This window comes from Pantoea sp. RSPAM1 (genome assembly GCF_038816185.1).
GTDB lineage: Bacteria > Pseudomonadota > Gammaproteobacteria > Enterobacterales > Enterobacteriaceae > Pantoea > Pantoea ananatis.
Genome location: NZ_CP046137.1, coordinates 4593661 through 4612021, shown reverse-complemented (window position 1 = coordinate 4612021; position 18361 = coordinate 4593661). Strand labels below are relative to the sequence as shown.

The following is an 18361-nucleotide window of genomic DNA, read 5'->3' as shown; positions in this document are numbered from 1 at the left end:
CATGATTAAAAGGCGTTTTTAGCAAATCCGGTCATAACGCTAAGACCCATTTCTCGTCCCAGCGCGGTCATTGGATGCACCACCACCAGGCCGCGCACGCTTTTCTTCAATGCGCCTAAATTTGCCTGCTCTTTTTTCGTAATTTCGCGGCTGAACGGCAATTTTTGCAGTTTTTGCGCTTCCAGGCTCAGCTTAACGTTACGCTGACTGCGAAGACGCTCAATTTCCGTTACCAGCGTTTCTTTCTCTTTCAGCAACGCGCCCAGCTTTTCAGCATCACCGGATTCGAGTAACTGCGGCTCTTTACGATTCAGCGCGTCAAGTTGATCGCTGAGACGTTTAATTTCGTTTTTTTCTTGCTCTTTCATGACAACAACTCGTTGAGGAAAACAGGCCAAGGATACACCAAATTTAACGTAGATTCTTGGTGGTTAGCGTGAAAAGGGGAGCCTTGAGGCTCCCGGCGGGATTTAGCTGACTGACTTTTTAAACGCCTGTTTCATACTAATGCGGGAAATCAGTTCGGTGAGTGACAGGACCATGGTGGAGCGTACCATCTGCAGATAACGTTGCTGCTGCATAGCCTGTAGTGCTGCATCTTCAGCATGAAATGTGGGAACGGGAGGCCAGGCCGCCACACAGTGCAATTCACCAAAGGGTCCCAGAATTTCATCATCAATAAAACGGTAATCGCCCGCGTCATGATTGAGTTCTTCACGCAGCGCCAGCAGTAACTCACAGTCTTCATATTCATGCCGACTAATCACGCCAAGGCCATAGATCAGCTTGAGCCTGACGGAGAGCTCACCCAACGGACCGTCGCCCAGCAGCAAGGGCTCTACGGCGTATTTCACCGCGTAGTCATCTTTACGGAATACCTGCAGCACCAGCACATTGACGGCTTCAGCTAACAACTCGACAGCGGCGAACAAAAAGCTTCTCACCGAGCGTCCAGCGTTCAGGCGTTCAAGCACCCGGTTTTCAAAAGCCTGCTTTTCTTCCATTCTTGCCTGCATCAGTGTAGTGCTGCTGTCGGGGGCCCGTTTATTGCCCCCGATCTGGGTCGCTAACATGAGGCTATTATGCCATGGCGTGCCAGGCACTCACGGCCTCTTTTATTATTTCACTCTCAGCATCCAGTCCTGAAACCTGCGCTAAGGTTGCCTGTGGGCCTTTTTCCGCCAGCAGCGCGGCTAACTCCTGCGCCTGGGGATCCTGATCGCTATGATAATGCATTGCAGCAGCAATGCCCTGAACCAGGTTGGCATGCGGCAGGCCATATTCGAGCGTGCCGAGTGTCGGTTTGATCAGGCGATCGCCTGCGCTCAGCTTGCGGATTGGCTGACGACCTACGCGTTCAACGTCATCTTTAAGATAGGGATTTTCAAAGCGGCTAAGAATTTTTTGAATATAAGCAGCATGCTTATCTGCATCAAAGCCATAGCGTCTAATCAGTACCGCGCCGCTTTCTTCCATTGCACCCTGGACGACCGCGCGAATATTTTCATCGAGAATGGCATCGCGAATCGTCTGGTGCCCCGCCTGTTGCCCCAGATAGGCCGTAATTGCGTGGCCGGTATTCAGGGTGAAAAGTTTACGCTCCACAAAGGCCATCAGGTTATCGGTCAGTTCCATGCCCGGAATGGTGGGCAATTCGCCTTTAAACTGGGTTTTGTCCACAATCCATTCGCTGAAGGTTTCCACCGTGACTTCCAGCGGATCCTGACTGCCTGCTTCAGAAGGGGGAACAATACGGTCTACTGCTGAATCCACAAAGCCGACGTGTTGTTCGAGCCAGGCGTGATATTCAGAAGGCAGCGCCTGCAGCACGTGCTGTTTAAGCTGGCTGGTACCACGCACCATATTTTCACAGGCGATGATATTTAACGGCCGAACATTGCCGTTATCACTGCGTTTGGCCAGACCTTTTGCCACGCTGGCAGCGATGCGCTCAAGGATTTGCGGACCAACGGCAGTGGTAACGAGATCGACATCCGCGACCAGTCCAGTAATGTCGTCGCTGGTGCTGTTCACGGCACTGACGCCCTTAACCACTTCAACGTTGGCCTGTTCACCTACCACATGCACGGGATATTCATGACGTGCATTAAGGGCATCCAGCACTGCCTGATTCACATCTGCAAAAATCAGCTCAATACCGGCATCTGCCAGCAGTTTGCCGATAAAGCCACGACCGATGTTGCCTGCTCCAAAATGTAACGCTTTCATAAAATTGACCCATATCAAATAACGATGGGGCGGGCATGTCCGCCCCCAAAAAATGGGACGGGCACAACCGCCCCAGGGAAATATCAGACCCGATTATGCTACAGCGGGTTTGCCTGATAACAGATCCAGAACATCCTGTACGCTTTCTGTACGTGCCAGTTGTTCAATGACCTGCTCATCATCAAGCGCGTTTGTCAGGCTGGTAATCACCTGAATGTGCTCGTTATTGCGGGCAGCTATACCAATCACCAAACGTGCCACTTCATCAGGTTCCTCGCCAAACTGAACGCCGGCAGGGTACTGGCAGAAAACCACGCCCGTTTTCAGTACACGGTCTTTCGCTTCAACGGTACCGTGCGGCACAGCAATCGACTCGCCAAGATAGGTTGGCGTCAGCTTTTCACGCGCCAGCATGGCATCAATGTATTCGGGTTCTACGTAGCCGCCTTTGACTAACTGCTCACCGGCAAAGCGAATCGCCTGCTCTTTATTGCTGGCACTCAGCCCCAGGAAAACGTTGCTCTGACCGAGTTTAAACAGGTTGGCATGGCTGTCATCGTAGCTGTCACCCAGCGTCTTCTGCACGGCTTCGCGGTTAGCTTCACTGCGATTAGCCGCCACCAGGCGTTCGGTCAGCGTGCTATAAAGTGCACTGTCCAGGAAGTTATTTAAGGAAATGTGCTGGGCATGAGGCGCCTGACGGATGGCTCGTTCGGTAAGATCGCGATGGGTAATCACCAGATCAACGTCACCCGGTAAGGCATTAATCGCGCTGTTGGTGACCGACACGTTACTCAGACCTGCATCATGGACCTTCTTACGCAGGACACCCGCGCCCATGGCGCTTGAGCCCATGCCTGCATCGCAGGCCACAATGATCTTACGCACATGGTCCAGTTCTACGCTCATCGCGTCGCTCGCAACCGGCGCACCTGTCGGAGTCTGACCTTTTGACTGGGCTTTCATATCACGCATACGCTGCGTAGCCGCTTCAATATCGTCATCTTCTTTGACTTTGCTGGTCTTCAACAAAATGGCAGAAATCACAAACGACACCGCAAATGCAGCAAAGATGGCGGCGATATTGGCAAAGTAAGCCCCTTTTGGCGTCATAGCCAACACGGCCAGGATAGAACCTGGTGAAGCAGGCGATACCAGACCACCGTGCAGTACGGTCAGCGTAAACACACCGGTCATTCCGCCAAGAATGACGGCCAGCAGCAGGCGTGGTGCCATCAGCACATAAGGGAAGTAGATCTCGTGAATGCCGCCCAGGAAGTGGATGATCGCTGCACCGCCAGCAGACTGCTTAGCACTGCCGCGACCAAAAAACATATAGGCCATCAGCACGCCCATCCCCGGACCCGGGTTGGCTTCGATCAGGAAGAAAATTGATTTTCCTGCTTCACTTGCCTGCTGAATACCCAGAGGTGAGAAAATCCCGTGGTTAATCGCGTTGTTCAGGAACAGAATTTTTGCAGGTTCAACGAAGATTGACGTCAATGGCAGCAGGTTGTTCTGCACCATCAGGTTAACGCCCGTGGCAAGAATGTGTGAAAGACCTTCAACCAGCGGACCAATCGCCATAAAAGCCAGCATGGCCAACAGCATACCGATAATACCGGCAGAGAAGTTGTTCACCAGCATCTCAAAGCCGCTTTTGATCTTGCCGTCAACCATACGGTCAAAGGATTTGATCGCCCAGCCGCCAAGTGGGCCGGCAATCATCGAGCCGAGGAACATCGGCATATCAGCACCGACAATTACCCCCATCGTCGTGATTGCACCAACCACGCCACCGCGATCGCCACCGACCAGGCGTCCACCGGTATAACCGATCAGAAGTGGCAGCAGGTAAGTGATCATGGGGGCGACCAGTTTCGCCAGCGTTTCGTTAGGGATCCATCCTGTTGGAATAAACAGCGCGGTGATAATACCCCAGGCGATAAATGCGCCAATGTTAGGCATCACCATATTACTCAAAAAGCGACCAAAGCTTTGTACTTTGACCTTTACTGATGAGGACATAAGCCCACCCCTTGTTGAGACGCGCTGCAACAGGAGCGCGCGTTTGTTTTTGTTTAGCCACTACGGCGATGAGCCGTCAGTATTACTGTATGCAGGCGGACTTTATCACGCGAATAGTGGACTGCGTAGTGCACGAGGCTTAGTGTGATTTATGTCACATTTATGCCGGGGGGATGGGGGGATATTAAGTGACTTTCATCACAAAAATAGGCCATTAAGGCGAGAGGGTAGCGGATTTTTAGCCATAGAAATCGATTTATAGTGATTGAGATCACATTTATGGCGCTGAGCTTTGTTTGATAAATGAGATTTAGATCACAATTTAATTTAATAAAAAACGGGCCGGATCACATTTTGATCAGGCCCGTTTGAATGCGGAGTCAGTTATTCACCTGGCTCAGGTCAGGGACAGAAATGACCCGTCCCTGCGCGCAAATTATTGCAAATTACCCTGTACTGCATTTTTAGCCTGGCTCAGCGCTTGCACATTAGCTGATAAGCTCGTCATTAAGTCATTATATTGCGTTGCCTGTTCCTGCGTTGGGAACTGAACGCCACCGTTATTAAAACTGACTCGTGTTCCCTGAGCCTGCAAAAACTCACCGGTCTTTACCGCATCCTGGCTAAGTGCCTGCAGTTTGGGTAGCAATGGGATCAACTGGCCAGCAGGCTGCGTAACCACTTTGTCATACGCGGTATCGAAGACTTTTTTCAGGTCGTCGTTTTGTTTAAGTGCGCTTTTACTTTTATCTGCCTGCATTTTTGCGGTTTCCAGTTGCTGGGTAGCCACCGTCAAGGCGCTGTTGGCCTGGGCCAGTGAGTCGTGGCGGCTCAGATAGTCCTGCGGCACATGAATAGCAGAAAGTTCATCCACCACCGGGCGCATCCCCTGATCCACAGCTTTGTTCGCCTGCTGCGAGAAGCCATAAAGAATGGCGTAATCACCGGTGAAAGGGCCAAAACTTTGTTTCTGATTTTCACTCAGGCTGGGTAGATGTTCACCGCTACGCATAACGGTATTTTGCAGAAAATCGATAAATGCTTTGCGCTGTTCGCCCTCTTTATCACCACATGCGGTAAGTTGCAGCACAAGAAGCACGCCAGTCAGCAAAATGCCGCTGCGTGCCAGGATACGGGAAATGCCTGAAGCCATGGGTTCAACTCCTGTCGGTAAAACTGGCTGATGTCCGGATAAGCAGTGGCCTAAAGAATAGAACAAAGGATAACGGCCACACAATGCGAAAGCGCGATGTAAGGCCATAACCTGTAAGAAAGTTTGCCTTAAGCGTGTTTAAGATGATGTTACAGGCTTAGGGTGTCAGAAAAGAAGGCCAGCGCATCCGCGACTCGGGCTTTTTTGCACCGATAACGAGTCCGCGCGAAGGGGAGCTAACGGATCCATAAATACAGGTCATAAATAATTAATTCCATCTTATGTTTCAAGCGACATAGATGTTCCATCTGAATCGTTAACGTTAAATGTCCATTAACGAGTTGCCCTAAAATTGTTCGTCTGCATTAAAGTAGTGCAAACGCCTGCATGAACGCAATCACTGGCACGAATCGCACAAATTATCGTGTTCACTATAATTAAAACGTCATGTTGTCCTTCGATGATAAAGCTGACTCCCTTTTCAACGTTTCCGGCGCCACCTACGTCAGGCCTGGCAAGCGTTTTCTCTTTTTAGCAGCGAGAAAGGCGTGATGGCTGACAGCACTCTCCAGCCTGCATGTGTTTAGAAAATGAAAGTCTGGCGCATATTTTGCAACCAACTCACAGAGCCGGTGCGGTTATCCTGGCCAGTTCGTCACCTGATTGCAGGCCATAAAGAAAACGCGACCGGTGCTGTTGACAGGGACTGTGCTAACAAAATCAAGCGCTTCAAAAGGTTAAGTAGATTAACCATTTTTCAGGATTGTAAAGTTAAAAAAAATGTTTAATTTTCACTGCAAATTGTCAGGTCTCTATCCATACTTAGTCTCCCGGCATTTGTGGTATTGTGTTGACATGTTTAACAGCAATGCAGGTCAGGCTGTGTCCCATAAGGGTTTTCTTACAATAAAAACAAACTCTTAAGGGATGCAGCTTGCTTAATCCGGTTTCTGAGCCTGATTTCAGGTTCTTGTACCTTCTTTCACGTGATTCATAGTGAGTTTTAAGGAGTTCTCTATGGAGTTAAAAGACCCAATGTTTGAATTGCTCAGCAGCCTTGAGCAGATTGTTTTGACACGTGATAACAGCCCCGTAACGCTGCAAACCCAGCGTCAGCCAGCCTTGCCAGAGCCACAGCGTTTACGCGAAATGGCAGGCATGCAGGTAGATGAGTTTGCCAGGATTATGGGCGTTAGCGTTTCTTCGGTTAAAAGCTGGGAAGCCCAGCGTACGCGTCCTTCCGCAACTGCACAAAAATTGATGAAATTACTTCACGCCAATCCCTACCTTGGGCGTCAGTTACTCGATTAAGTCACTAAGTCGTCTCCCGGCTTTTGCTGGTACCGGTCACGTGAGTGACCGGCCGTTCAATACCTCTGCCTGATAACCGGCTTCATTAAGCCTGTTTCCTGTCGGTCAGCTAAACTTTGGCAAGATGTTAAGAACATTGCCAAACCAGCAGATGATGACGGTGACACCAAATAAAATGACCACAGCCGGAATAACCTTTCCGCCCCATACAGTGAATGTTTTATTGGGAAAACGTTTTCTCGATTCTAACGCCAGCAGGGCAGGGACGATAACTGCCCAGATTGTTGCGCATAATCCTGCGCCACCGATACCGTAAATAAAACCATTGGGGAAGAGCAAATATAAGATGCCGGGAGGTAGAAAGGTTAACAGCACCGTTTTAAATCGTCCAAAGTGAGAATTATCGATTTTAAACAGATCCGCCAGATAGTCGAACAACCCCAACGTGACCCCAAAGAAAGAGCTGGCAACGGCGAGATTAGAAAAAACCAGTAAGAAAAACGCAATGACGCCGCCAGGGTGAGTTCCCATAAAAGACTTCACCAGCGCGTCAACATTTCCGCCTGAAGAAATGATTTCTTTGAATTTTTCACGCGGAATATTCCCCATGGTGCAATACAGCCAAAAAAGATAGATCAACAGCGCCAGCAGTGAACCGAGAACAATGCTTTTAACCAGCTTGTCTTTTCGTTTTCCATAACAAATGATCAGGCTGGGAATATTGCCGTGAAAGCCAAAAGAGGCAAGGCAAACCGGAACGGCCATAAAGATATAAGGAAAATAACGATTGCTTTCACTGATACTGCTAACATCGCTGAGGATTGAAAAATCAACTTTGAAAAATAAAGAGCCAAAAACAATGACGAAGGCTAAAATTTTAATACCCAAAAAGAGCGAGGTGATTCTGCTGGCTGCCAGAGAGCTAATCCATAACACGCTGGCAACGAAAATCGCTGTACCGATGCCGACAACACGTGAAGGTATCGTCATGCTGGAATGCATGGACAGGGTTTCGCCAATAATCGCGCCATTAGCGGAGATATAAGCGTAAGTCAGTATATACAACACAAAAGCAACGGTAATACCGCTTATTACATTCCATCTTTTACCCAGCAGATCTTTGGTTAATGTATTGAAGCTTGAGCCTGTTGGATAGTTCAGGTTAGCTTCCAGTAACAGCAGACCGGAATGAAGCATGGAAAACCAGGCAATGATCAAAATTAAAGCGCCCCAGAAGAACCACGCGCCCGCAAGATCGACAGGAAGTGCAAACATCCCCCCACCGATGACGGTTCCAGCGATAACCATCACGCCCCAAAAGGCGGAGTGTTTCTGATCTGTATTTTCTTCCATGGTGTCCTCTTAACAATATTCTTCGCTTTTATCGTTGTTATAATTTTTATGCCTGATGGGCTGGGGAATGGAGCAGCCGTGGCCAACACAGCTGCTCACTGTACAGGTATGACTATGAAATCTCTTTAAGTTTTGCGGTGAAATGGCGCAAAACCTTAGGCTCATAGGTAAAGGCTAATCCTTTTATGTTGCTCGCATTCTCTTTCACATGTTCAAAAGCTTCGATGATGAAGTCCATATGCGTTTGTGTGTAAGTTGCTCTGGGAACGGTTAACCGCAACAGTTCGGCCGGACAGGGCAGTTGTTCTCCTGATTTAGGATCGCGGCCCAGCAAAAACGAGCCGATTTCGACTGCCCGAATACCGGCCACTTTATATAACTCGCAGGCAAGTGCCTGAGCCGGGAACTGATGCGCCGGAATGTGCGGCAATAATTTCCCGGCATCGACAAAGGCAGCATGGCCACCGGCTTGCTGGCAGGTCACGCCAATCGATTCAAGACCATCAACCAGGTATTGAATTTGACTGATACGATAAGCCAGCCAGTCTTGATTCATGCCGTCATAGAGCCCCACCGCCAGGCGTTCCATTGCGCCGCCTTCTAACCCACCATAGGTGGGGAATCCCTCCTGAACAACGCAAAGAGTTCTGCAGTCGGTGTACACATCAAAGAAGCTGTCATCTTTGAAAGACAATAAGCCACCCATGGGGACCATCGCATCTTTCTTTGCCGACATGGCCAGCATGTCGGCATATTTATAGCTTTCCCGGGTAATCGCTTCGATTGTCCAGTTTTTGTACGCTTTTTCCCGCTGCTGAATAAAGTACGCGTTTTCGGCAAAGCGGGCTGAATCCATGACCACCGGAATGTCATATCTTTTTGCAATCTGGTACATGGCTTTTAAGTTTGCCAGCGACACGGGCTGCCCGCCGGCGGAATTGCAGGTAATAGTGGCAACAATATAGGGCACATTCTCTGCGCCGACATCCTGAATGCCTTTCTCCAGGCGCTCAAGATCAAAGTCGCCCTTGAAGTCGTGGCGAACCGCGGTATCGAAAGCCTCTTTGATATATACATTCCGCACGGTACAGCCATTTATCTGGCTGTGGCCCTGTGTGGTATCAAAAAAGTAGTTCGAGAAGGCCACCATTTTTGTTCTGTCCAGACCTTTTTCTTGCTCCCGTTTTTTTATTAATACCGGAATATAAATTTGTTCTGCGCCACGGCCCTGATGTGTTGGAATAGTATAGGCATAACCAAAAATAGCTTTTACCGCTTCCGATAACGCGTAGTAACTGCGGCTGCCGCTGTAAGATTCATCGCCTCGCATCATAGCAGCCTGCATATTTTGCGTAACGGCGCCGGTTCCGCTATCGGTGAGAAGATCAATAAAAACGTCTTCACTATCCAGCAAGAAGGGATTCATTCCGGCTTTTATCATCGCGGCATCACGATGCTCTCGTGTCGTGCGTTTGACGGGTTCAATAACACGGATTCGGAATGGCTCAGGTAAGTGTTTAAAGTTATCCATCATCATGTCCTGTTATTCAGATGTGCCGATGCCGTAGGTTTTTTTAATGAATGAATTAAAAACCCAGGCAAATTTTTTATCCTGTTTCAGCCAATAAGAAACGTGACTGCATTGTATGTTGCATCGCGTTTTTAACAGCCAGTTTTGGGCAAGTAAACGGATCGCAACAATAATGCAGGGTTTTTAAAGTCTGAATGATTGAAAATGCGCCCGATAAATGACGACCCTGTCAGTCGAAAGAGATGGGCGATTGTAAAAAGAAGGCGTTAGGGCAGGTGATTGACAATAACATTATCAATGTTAAACCATTTGGATATTATGCTGCTGTTGTTTAAGATGATCATAATATTTCAACTCTCATTAAACATAGTGCCACCCTATTATATTAATTCTTTATGTCTAGCATTACGTTTAGTTATCGTGACTAATATCACATGAAACCTTCTTTCTGTCTTAATGATTATTTATTTTTTATTTTAAAAATACATTTTTTTGACAGTTTTCCTGCTTGCTAATTACTTTTAAAAAAGCGATTTTTTCCCACATTTAGATGCCCTCTCTGATCGCTGTAAAAGAGAAAGCCGTGCCGATCGTAATCGATAGAGGATTCCCAGGTCGGGCTTACCGTTTCCTGCAAACCTGCAAACCTGCAAACCTGCAAATCACATAATCGGTGATCGGTGCATGATGACTGGCTTACCCTGTGCAGTTTACTTCAAACAAAGGCGACCGCATGCAGCAGTGGGTTTTAGCTCAACCCACCGTATTTCGCGGCTTGCTTCACAAACCACTTCTCGGGCACGTTATAGGGAGCCTCAGCCAGTTGCGTAATGCCATTTTCAATATTGGCAGAAGCCTGACGCCAGAGTTCTGAGTTGCCCTGTCCGAGTAATTGAATTTGAAGCCTTTTTTCAATCAGATAAACACGGGCGAAATGGGGATCGAAACGAACAATTGAACGTGTATTGTCAATAATGTCAGCCAGCTTTATCGTTTGTGCCTCTGGGCTGGCCTGAGCCGTATGGCGGAAATCGGCCACTTTACGTGCCGCACGGTTCTTGGCACTCTGTGGTGCCGTGTTGGTCAGCATCTCAACCAGCTTCGCGACCTCGTTACCAAAATGCGTCTGGATATCATTGAGGGTGGTCGCCGTATCTTCCACGGTATCATGCAGCCAGGCTGCGGCCAGCATCACAGGATTATCGGTGATGCTTCTGACCAGTTCTACAACGGCAGCGGGATGCACGATGTAGGGCTCATCAGTATATTTGCGTCGTTGACCCGTTTCGGCATGGGCTTGTGTGGCATAGCGGCGCGCCAGTTCTTCCAGAGAATCCTGCATGCACTACCTCATTTCATAAATTGCTTGCAATTAACTAGTGCGCTATTTATATTGCGTCTATGAACAGTAATCAAGATGACAAAAAAGTGAAAGCTGCGCCACTGTTGCTCGATCAGCAACTTTGTTTTGCACTTTATTCCGCCAACCTGGCGATGCATAAAGTATACCGTAAGTTGCTCACACAGATGGATATTACCTATCCGCAATATCTGGTGATGCTGGTACTGTGGCAACAGGATTCACTGACCGTATCAGAAATTGGTGAACGCCTCTTTCTGGATTCTGCAACGCTGACGCCGCTGCTGAAACGGCTGGAAAATGCGGGCTTACTTAATCGCCAGCGTTCGCGTCAGGATGAACGTCAGGTCGTCGTGAGTTTAACGGGTGCAGGGCGTTCGCTGCGCCAGCAGGCTGAGAGCATTCCTGATGAGATTCAGTGTGCATCTGACTGCAGCGAAGATGAAATGAATTCGCTCAAACTGCAGTTGAACCAGTTACGTGACAAACTCATGGTGCCGCGCTAAATTTTTAATCTGGATGTAGAAACGAGTCAGACCGACTTAACAGCTCGGTGCTTTTTAATAAGTCGCAAGCGATTAAATAGTGTAATGGAGAACAGATATGTCTTTAGAACAAGTAGTTTACCGTGCAAAAGCTAAGGCTACCGGCGGGCGTGATGGTCGTGCAACCTCATCCGACGGCGTTCTGGATGTGAAACTGGGTGTACCGAAAGAGATGGGCGGTGCAGGTGGCGAAGTCACTAACCCGGAGCAGCTTTTTGCCGCGGGATATTCAGCTTGCTTCCTGGGGGCAATGAAGTTCGTTGCTGGCCGTGACAAAATTGCGATGCCAAAAGATGCATGGATTGAGGGCGAAGTGGGTATTGGCCCTATCCCGAATGGTTTCGGTATTGAAGCAACGCTGAATATTCACCTGCCTGAAATGGACGAAGCCGAAGCGCAGAAACTGGTTGATGCGGCTCATATCGTTTGTCCCTATTCAAATGCCACGCGCAACAACATTGATGTCACGTTGAATATCCTTCGCTAAACGCCCAAGGGCCTGAATACAGGCCCTTTTTTCTCTCTGCGCCTTTCTGAGTGACGTTTTTGAAACGTCCTGTCCGGGATTATTCTCTGGTCTAATTTGTTGCCGCATGGTTAACTGTGCCACTTCGCATTATGACGCGTAAAAACGTTCAGAATACTCTTCTTATTTATCCGGCCCGCTTAATTCGCGAACTCTGCCGAAATATGGCAGTCAGATTAACGTTTAGTTAAGCGCTTCGCTCCGGGGAAACACCATTTTTCATGAATTACATAAAATCATTAACACAGCAAAAGCTGTCGCTCCTGCTGGCTCTGTATCTTGGTATCTTTCTGAATTTACCAATCTTTTATCGCCGGTTTAATGCCTTTCTGACCCGATCAACCGTGACAAACTGGCTGACTGCGTTTACCGAAGTCGTCGCTATCGTGCTGCTGACGTTTTTCCTGATGCGGTTGTTATCGCTAGGCGGAAAATGGTTCTACCGGATTCTGGCTACCCTGATCGTCCTGATCTCTGTTGCTGCTGGCTATTATATGGCCTTTTTCAATGTGGTCATTGGCTACGGAATCGTTGCATCAGTCATGACGACAGATACCGATTTGTCAAAAGAGGTGGTGGGTTATCACTTTATCCTGTGGATGGTGCTGGTCAGCGCGCTGCCACTGTTTATGATTTGGCGCAACAACCTCAGTATGACGCTCAATGAGCAGCTACGTACGCCTGGACAGCGCCTGAAACCCACTTTGATTATGCTGGCCTGCGTTGCGCTCGTGTGGTTACCCATCCGTTACTTCGACAAGTTGCAAAAGGCGAATGAGGAAGTGACCAACGTCGATCTGCCAAGCTATGGCGGAATTGTCGCGCACTCATATCTCCCCTCTAACTGGCTGGCCGCGCTGGGTTTGTTTACCTGGACCAGGATTGACGAGACGCTGGAAAATCAGGAACTCCTGGACCCTGCCCAGAAATATACCTATGTTGCTCCTCCGGGGTTAGATGATACCTATGTGGTGTTTGTTATTGGCGAAACCACCCGCTGGGACCATATGGGCTTGCTGGGCTATGAGCGAAACACCACCCCTAAGCTCTCTAAAGAGAAAAACCTGGTCGCATTCCGTGGCGAATCTTGTGATACCGCGACCAAGTTGTCTTTGCGTTGTATGTTTGTGCGCGAAGGCGGCACCATGGACAATCCCGGGCGAACACTGAAAGAGCAAAATGTGTTCGCGGTGATGAAAGAACTGGGCTTCACATCTGAGCTGTTTGCGATGCAAAGTGAGGTTTGGTTCTACGATAACATCAACGCCAATAATTTCTCATTCCGTGAGCAGATTGGTTCTGAGCCACGTAACCAGGGTAAATCAGTAGATGATATGCTGCTGGTGCCTGAGTTACAGGCCTCACTGCAGCGCTACCCGAAGGGTAAGCATCTGGTTGTCCTGCACACCAAGGGCTCACATTATCTCTACTCACAGCGCTATCCGCGCAGTTTTGCACGCTATCAGCCAGAATGCATGGGCGTGGATGAAACCTGTAGCAAAGCGCAACTGATCAACGCTTACGATAATTCCGTCCTTTACGTGGACAGCATGCTGGACAGCGTTCTGGATCAGCTGCGTGATAAAAAAGCGATCGTGTTTTATGCATCCGACCATGGCGAATCGATCAGCGACAATATGCATCTGCATGGTACGCCGCGTGAAATGGCTCCGCCGGAGCAGTTCCGTGTTCCTATGATGGTCTGGGCGTCAGATAAATATCTGGCTGACGCGACAAACCGCGAAAACTTCGAACGCCTGCAGGCGCAACAGCGCGTCGGCAAAACCCATCGTCATGTCGAGCTGTTTGATACCATTATGGGCTGCCTGGGTTATACCTCGCCAGATGGCGGGATTAAGCAGGCTAATAACTGGTGTCAGGCACCTGCCGGAACAGCGTCAAAAGCGCTGTAGCGGTAAGGCAATTTTTCGTGGCAAAGCATAAAACTCACTGGCCGCCTGCTTTCCAGGCGATTGGGCGGCAAAGCGCAAAAAGCGGTTGACGCTTCCTGGGGGGAGCAGTAACATGCGCCCCCATCGGCGAGTAGCGCAGCTTGGTAGCGCAACTGGTTTGGGACCAGTGGGTCGGAGGTTCGAATCCTCTCTCGCCGACCATATTTAAGAAACCTGTCTGCAAAGACAGGTTTTTTTTCGCCTGAATAAAAGAGGATGAGAACCTCCGAAGGAGGGTTGCGCCGAGCGAAGCGAGACAACGTTGCGAACGCAACGGCCCGAAGGGCGCGTCCCGCAGGGGCGCGTAATCCTCTCTCGCCGATCATATTTAAGAAACCTGTCTGCAAAGACAGGTTTTTTTTTCGTCTGAATAAAAGAGGATGAGCACCTCCGAAGGAGGGTTGCGCCGAGCGCAGCGAGACAACGTTGCGAACGCAACGGCCCGAAGGGCGCGTCCCGCAGGGGCGCGTAATCCTCTCTCGCCGACCATATTTAAGAAACCTGTCTGCAAAGACAGGTTTTTTTTCGCCTGAATAAAAGAGGATGAGCACCGCCGAAAGAGGGTTGCGCCGAGCGCAGCGAGACAACGTTGCGAACGCAACGGCCCGAAGGGCGCGTCCCGCAGGGGCGCGTCATCCTCTCTCGCCGACCATATTTAGAAACCTGTCTGCAAAGACAGGTTTTTTTTCGCCTGAATAAAAGAGGATGAGCACCGCCGAAGGAGGGTTGCGCCGAGCGCAGCGAGACAACGTTGCGAACGCAACGGCCCGAAGGAGAGCTGGCCCTGTGGCAATCGATTCAGGCAGACAATTTGACCTGCGGGATTCGCATAAAAGGAGACCGTCTCTCACAGGCATAAATAACATCTTTGCCAGACGCTATTGCCCCGCCTCGGTTATTAGAATATCTCATGTCACGCTTTTTTCGGGACCGCCATAATTCCTCCTTGAAATCAATTTCTGCTCCAGACAGCCTGTTTTATTGTCTCATCGCTGTGCAGGCCTTCTCATCAGAGGGTTACAGAGGGATAAAAGATAAGTTTTGGTTATGCCACAAAATGGCGAGTTGGTCATTTTTAACCCAGAGTTAACAGCATTTTTCGCTGTGTGAACGTCATAACGCACAGTAAATCGTTCAGATATCCAACATTTGGCGCTAAATGATGTCTGTTTTTTATTAGCGAAAATCACTGCTCAATTATGACCTCTGTAGCAGAATACATGGCATATAAACCCACGCCGCTGTGCATTATATGGCATTGCGTCTGTATGGGTTTTTTTATCGTTGCTTGCTATTCCTCACACTCTGTGTAAATAAGTAACCGTTGTATTGACGTTCTTTGCAACTGTTGACAAATTGATGCGTCAATAACAGTGCAGATACAGATTTTTCTGATGGGTGCTTATCAATCAGGATTATCCAAAGAAACTATCTCACTCTTATCACACCCGCAGGGTGGACCGCCTGAACCGCATAAAAAAACCAGAGGTCAGGCAATGCACACAACAACACATCACAATGGAGCAAAAGCATGATCAACTCCCTGGCCAAATCCAGGACGCTGAAGGTCGGTCTGAGCCTCGTCGCCATGACCGTAGCCGCAGGTGTTCAGGCGAAAACCCTGGTTTATTGTTCGGAAGGTTCTCCGGAAGGGTTTAACCCGCAGCTCTTTACGTCGGGAACGACGTACGATGCCAGCTCTGTTCCAATCTATAACCGTCTGGTTGAGTTCAAAACCGGTACCACCGAGCTGGTGCCGGGTTTGGCAGAAAAGTGGGACGTCAGTGCTGATGGTAAAACCTATACCTTCCATTTACGCAACGGCGTGAAATGGCAGACGACGAAAGATTTCAAACCTACGCGTGAGTTTAACGCAGATGACGTGGTGTTCTCTTTTGAGCGTCAGTTAGATAAAAACAACAAGTACCACAACGTCTCTGGCGGCAGCTACGAGTACTTTGAAGGTATGGATATGCCAAAGCTGATCAGCAAAATTGAAAAAGTGGACGATCATACTGTTCGCTTTGTGCTGACCCGTCCTGAAGCGCCATTCCTGGCTGATCTGGGCATGGATTTTGCGTCCATCATGTCCAAAGAATACGCTGACAACATGCTGAAAGCGGGTACACCGGAGAAAATTGACCTGAATCCAGTAGGTACCGGTCCGTTTGTGCTTCAGCAGTACCAAAAAGACTCGCGTATTCTGTACAAAGCGAACCCGGATTACTGGGGAACCAAGCCAAAAATTGATCGTTTGGTTTTCTCGATCACCCCCGATGCGTCAGTACGCTACGCCAAGCTGCAGAAAGGCGAATGTCAGATCATGCCGTATCCGAACCCGGCTGATATCGCCAGCATGAAGAAAGACAGCAAAATTAATCTGATGGAACAGCCTGGTCTGAACGTCGGTTATCTGTCATTTAACACCGAGAAAAAGCCGCTGGATAATGTGAAAGTGCGTCAGGCACTGACCATGGCGGTGAACAAGAAAGCCATCATTGATGCGGTTTATCAGGGCGCCGGCCAGCCAGCGAAAAACCTGATTCCACCGACAATGTGGGGCTATAACAACGACGTTAAAGACTACCCCTACGATCCTGAGAAAGCGAAAGCCCTGCTGAAAGAAGCGGGTATGGCTGACGGTTTCTCAATCGACCTGTGGGCGATGCCGGTTCAGCGTCCTTATAACCCTAATGCGCGCCGCATGGCAGAAATGATTCAGGCGGACTGGGCGAAGATTGGCGTGAAAGCCAAGATTGTGACCTATGAGTGGGGCGAGTACCTGAAGCGTGCTAAAGCAGGTGAACATCAAACTGTGATGATGGGCTGGACCGGTGATAATGGCGATCCGGATAACTTCTTCGCGACCCTGTTCAGCTGTGCGGCGGCCAAAGACGGTTCTAACTACTCGCGCTGGTGCTACAAGCCGTTTGAAGATCTTATTCAGCCAGCCCGTGCGGAATCTGACCACAACAAACGTATTGAGTACTACAAGCAAGCTCAGGTGGTAATGCATGACCAGGCGCCAGCGCTGATCATCGCGCACTCCACCGTTTATGAGCCGGTGAGTAAGAAAGTGACGGGTTATGTGGTTGATCCATTAGGTAAACATCACTTCGAAACTGTCGATATTCAGGAATAACCTTTCGGATTATTGCAGTCAGGGCCGGTTTTACCGGCCCTCAGGCGATCGTATCAGGTCGCCTGTTAGCTGCTCTTTTTTTTCGGCTAATTACTTATACAAAAAGAAGCGCTTTTTGCGTCGCGTCCTGCTGTCGCCGGATGCGGTTAATGAGCAATGTTATCTCTGGCCAGGGCCAGAGGAAAACGACTGAGATTTACGCCTATGCTGCAGTTCATACTCCGGCGTCTGGGGCTTGTCATCCCAACGTTCATCGGTATTACATTATTGACCTTCGCGTTTGTGCATATGATTCCGGGCGATCCGGTACTGATCATGGCTGGCGAGCGCGGTATCTCACCTGAGCGCCATGCTGAATTAATGGCGATGATGGGGCTGGATCAGCCGCTGTGGAAACAGTATCTGCACTATATCAGTGGTGTGCTGCACGGTGATTTAGGTATTTCACTGAAAAGCCGCATTCCTGTATGGACCGAATTCGTCCCACGCTTTAAAGCTACGCTGGAACTGGGGATCTGCGCGATGATGTTCGCCGTTGCCGTGGGGATTCCGGTCGGCGTTCTGGCCGCCGTCAAACGTGGCTCTGTATTCGATCATACCGCAGTCGGGATTTCCCTGACCGGCTACTCGATGCCGATTTTCTGGTGGGGCATCATGCTGATTATGCTGGTCTCGGTCCAGCTCAACCTTACGCCGGTTTCGGGCCGTGTGGCCGATACGGTGTTTCTGGACGACAGTCATCCATTGACCGGTTTTATGCTGATCGACACGTTCATTTGGGGGGAGCCTGGCGACTTCAAAGATGCGGTCATGCATATGATTCTGCCCGCGATTGTGCTGGGCACCATTCCACTGGCCGTCATCGTTCGCATGACGCGCTCCGCCATGCTGGAAGTGCTGGGTGAAGACTATATCCGCACCGCCCGGGCCAAAGGTTTGACGCGTATGCGGGTTATCGTCATCCACGCATTGCGTAATGCGATGTTGCCGGTTGTCACCGTTATCGGTCTGCAGGTCGGTACCTTGCTCGCAGGGGCGATTCTGACTGAAACCATCTTCTCCTGGCCGGGTCTGGGTCGCTGGTTGATCGAAGCGCTGCAACGTCGTGATTATCCCGTTGTGCAGGGCGGAGTGTTACTGACGGCTATTCTGATCATCCTGGTCAACCTGCTGGTTGATCTGCTGTATGGCGTGGTGAATCCGCGCATACGTCACAAGAAATAAGGGGACA

The 18361-nt window shown here is 49.5% G+C and carries 14 protein-coding genes, 1 tRNA gene and 3 other RNA genes; 10 read left to right on the top strand and 8 right to left on the bottom strand.

What is annotated here, in order from left to right; translation table 11 throughout:
• Positions 1 to 5: 5 nt before the first annotated feature.
• The 5 genes from GKC68_RS22035 to GKC68_RS22015 all read right to left on the bottom strand — a co-directional run bounded on the left by GKC68_RS22035 (position 6) and on the right by GKC68_RS22015 (position 5410).
• Positions 6 to 368: a YibL family ribosome-associated protein gene (locus GKC68_RS22035; protein ID WP_028725394.1), complete on the bottom strand. Its 363-nt coding sequence runs from the start codon at positions 366 to 368 to the stop codon at positions 6 to 8.
• 102 nt (positions 369 to 470) lie between these two features.
• A complete protein-coding gene (gene mtlR / locus GKC68_RS22030) occupies positions 471 to 1073 on the bottom strand; it encodes a mannitol operon repressor MtlR (protein WP_028725395.1) in 603 nt (200 codons plus the stop codon).
• 7 nt (positions 1074 to 1080) lie between these two features.
• Entirely contained in the window at positions 1081 to 2229 is a 1149-nt protein-coding gene (gene mtlD / locus GKC68_RS22025) for a mannitol-1-phosphate 5-dehydrogenase (protein ID WP_264228564.1), read from the bottom strand.
• Positions 2230 to 2322: 93 nt separating this feature from the next.
• Positions 2323 to 4257, bottom strand: coding sequence for a PTS mannitol transporter subunit IICBA (locus tag GKC68_RS22020; protein ID WP_342656503.1), 1935 nt, complete (start codon positions 4255 to 4257; stop codon positions 2323 to 2325).
• Between the two features lie 436 nt (positions 4258 to 4693).
• Positions 4694 to 5410 carry a DUF3053 domain-containing protein gene (locus GKC68_RS22015; protein ID WP_019106243.1) on the bottom strand — a complete coding sequence of 239 codons (717 nt, stop codon included), beginning with the start codon at positions 5408 to 5410 and terminating at the stop codon, positions 4694 to 4696.
• 1017 nt (positions 5411 to 6427) lie between these two features.
• On the opposite strand from GKC68_RS22015, the gene GKC68_RS22010 reads away from it, so the two are divergent.
• A complete protein-coding gene (locus GKC68_RS22010; RefSeq protein WP_089528830.1) occupies positions 6428 to 6721 on the top strand; it encodes an HTH-type transcriptional regulator in 294 nt (97 codons plus the stop codon).
• A 105-nt stretch (positions 6722 to 6826) separates the two neighbouring features.
• Here GKC68_RS22010 and tnaB read toward each other — a convergent pair whose 3' ends face one another.
• From tnaB to GKC68_RS21995, 3 genes are all read right to left on the bottom strand, one after another.
• Positions 6827 to 8074, bottom strand: coding sequence for a low affinity tryptophan permease TnaB (tnaB, locus tag GKC68_RS22005; protein WP_047714865.1), 1248 nt, complete (start codon positions 8072 to 8074; stop codon positions 6827 to 6829).
• A gap of 112 nt (positions 8075 to 8186) precedes the next feature.
• A complete protein-coding gene (gene tnaA / locus GKC68_RS22000; RefSeq protein WP_047714866.1) occupies positions 8187 to 9605 on the bottom strand; it encodes a tryptophanase in 1419 nt (472 codons plus the stop codon).
• Between the two features lie 748 nt (positions 9606 to 10353).
• Positions 10354 to 10947, bottom strand: coding sequence for an HD domain-containing protein (locus GKC68_RS21995; RefSeq protein WP_047714867.1), 594 nt, complete (start codon positions 10945 to 10947; stop codon positions 10354 to 10356).
• Between the two features lie 59 nt (positions 10948 to 11006).
• On the opposite strand from GKC68_RS21995, the gene GKC68_RS21990 reads away from it, so the two are divergent.
• The 9 genes from GKC68_RS21990 (at position 11007) to dppB (ending at position 18354) form a co-directional block, all read left to right on the top strand.
• A complete protein-coding gene (locus GKC68_RS21990; RefSeq protein ID WP_342656502.1) occupies positions 11007 to 11471 on the top strand; it encodes a MarR family transcriptional regulator in 465 nt (154 codons plus the stop codon).
• Between the two features lie 97 nt (positions 11472 to 11568).
• Entirely contained in the window at positions 11569 to 11997 is a 429-nt protein-coding gene (locus GKC68_RS21985; RefSeq protein WP_028725402.1) for an organic hydroperoxide resistance protein, read from the top strand.
• A gap of 260 nt (positions 11998 to 12257) precedes the next feature.
• On the top strand, positions 12258 to 13949 hold the full coding sequence (gene eptB / locus GKC68_RS21980) for a kdo(2)-lipid A phosphoethanolamine 7''-transferase (RefSeq protein WP_047714868.1): 1692 nt from the start codon (positions 12258 to 12260) through the stop codon (positions 13947 to 13949).
• A gap of 124 nt (positions 13950 to 14073) precedes the next feature.
• A tRNA-Pro gene (locus tag GKC68_RS21975) sits at positions 14074 to 14150 on the top strand.
• A gap of 33 nt (positions 14151 to 14183) precedes the next feature.
• A non-coding RNA gene (locus GKC68_RS21970) (RtT sRNA) lies at positions 14184 to 14313 on the top strand.
• Positions 14314 to 14347: 34 nt separating this feature from the next.
• A non-coding RNA gene (locus tag GKC68_RS21965) (RtT sRNA) lies at positions 14348 to 14477 on the top strand.
• Positions 14478 to 14510: 33 nt separating this feature from the next.
• A non-coding RNA gene (locus tag GKC68_RS21960) (RtT sRNA) lies at positions 14511 to 14640 on the top strand.
• Between the two features lie 879 nt (positions 14641 to 15519).
• A complete protein-coding gene (dppA, locus tag GKC68_RS21955) occupies positions 15520 to 17130 on the top strand; it encodes a dipeptide ABC transporter periplasmic-binding protein DppA (RefSeq protein WP_342656501.1) in 1611 nt (536 codons plus the stop codon).
• A 204-nt stretch (positions 17131 to 17334) separates the two neighbouring features.
• Positions 17335 to 18354 carry a dipeptide ABC transporter permease DppB gene (gene dppB, locus GKC68_RS21950; protein WP_047714869.1) on the top strand — a complete coding sequence of 340 codons (1020 nt, stop codon included), beginning with the start codon at positions 17335 to 17337 and terminating at the stop codon, positions 18352 to 18354.
• Positions 18355 to 18361: the final 7 nt, after the last annotated feature.

Excerpts from the sequence above, each read along its gene's own strand:
- GKC68_RS22035 (WP_028725394.1), bottom strand. The coding sequence starts at position 368 with ATGAAAGAGCAAGAAAAAAACGAAATTAAACGTCTCAGCGATCAACTT.
- mtlR (WP_028725395.1), bottom strand. The coding sequence starts at position 1,073 with ATGTTAGCGACCCAGATCGGGGGCAATAAACGGGCCCCCGACAGCAGC.
- mtlD (WP_264228564.1), bottom strand. The coding sequence starts at position 2,229 with ATGAAAGCGTTACATTTTGGAGCAGGCAACATCGGTCGTGGCTTTATC.
- GKC68_RS22020 (WP_342656503.1), bottom strand. The coding sequence starts at position 4,257 with ATGTCCTCATCAGTAAAGGTCAAAGTACAAAGCTTTGGTCGCTTTTTG.
- GKC68_RS22015 (WP_019106243.1), bottom strand. The coding sequence starts at position 5,410 with ATGGCTTCAGGCATTTCCCGTATCCTGGCACGCAGCGGCATTTTGCTG.
- GKC68_RS22010 (WP_089528830.1), top strand. The coding sequence starts at position 6,428 with ATGGAGTTAAAAGACCCAATGTTTGAATTGCTCAGCAGCCTTGAGCAG.
- tnaB (WP_047714865.1), bottom strand. The coding sequence starts at position 8,074 with ATGGAAGAAAATACAGATCAGAAACACTCCGCCTTTTGGGGCGTGATG.
- tnaA (WP_047714866.1), bottom strand. The coding sequence starts at position 9,605 with ATGGATAACTTTAAACACTTACCTGAGCCATTCCGAATCCGTGTTATT.
- GKC68_RS21995 (WP_047714867.1), bottom strand. The coding sequence starts at position 10,947 with ATGCAGGATTCTCTGGAAGAACTGGCGCGCCGCTATGCCACACAAGCC.
- GKC68_RS21990 (WP_342656502.1), top strand. The coding sequence starts at position 11,007 with ATGAACAGTAATCAAGATGACAAAAAAGTGAAAGCTGCGCCACTGTTG.
- GKC68_RS21985 (WP_028725402.1), top strand. The coding sequence starts at position 11,569 with ATGTCTTTAGAACAAGTAGTTTACCGTGCAAAAGCTAAGGCTACCGGC.
- eptB (WP_047714868.1), top strand. The coding sequence starts at position 12,258 with ATGAATTACATAAAATCATTAACACAGCAAAAGCTGTCGCTCCTGCTG.
- dppA (WP_342656501.1), top strand. The coding sequence starts at position 15,520 with ATGATCAACTCCCTGGCCAAATCCAGGACGCTGAAGGTCGGTCTGAGC.
- dppB (WP_047714869.1), top strand. The coding sequence starts at position 17,335 with ATGCTGCAGTTCATACTCCGGCGTCTGGGGCTTGTCATCCCAACGTTC.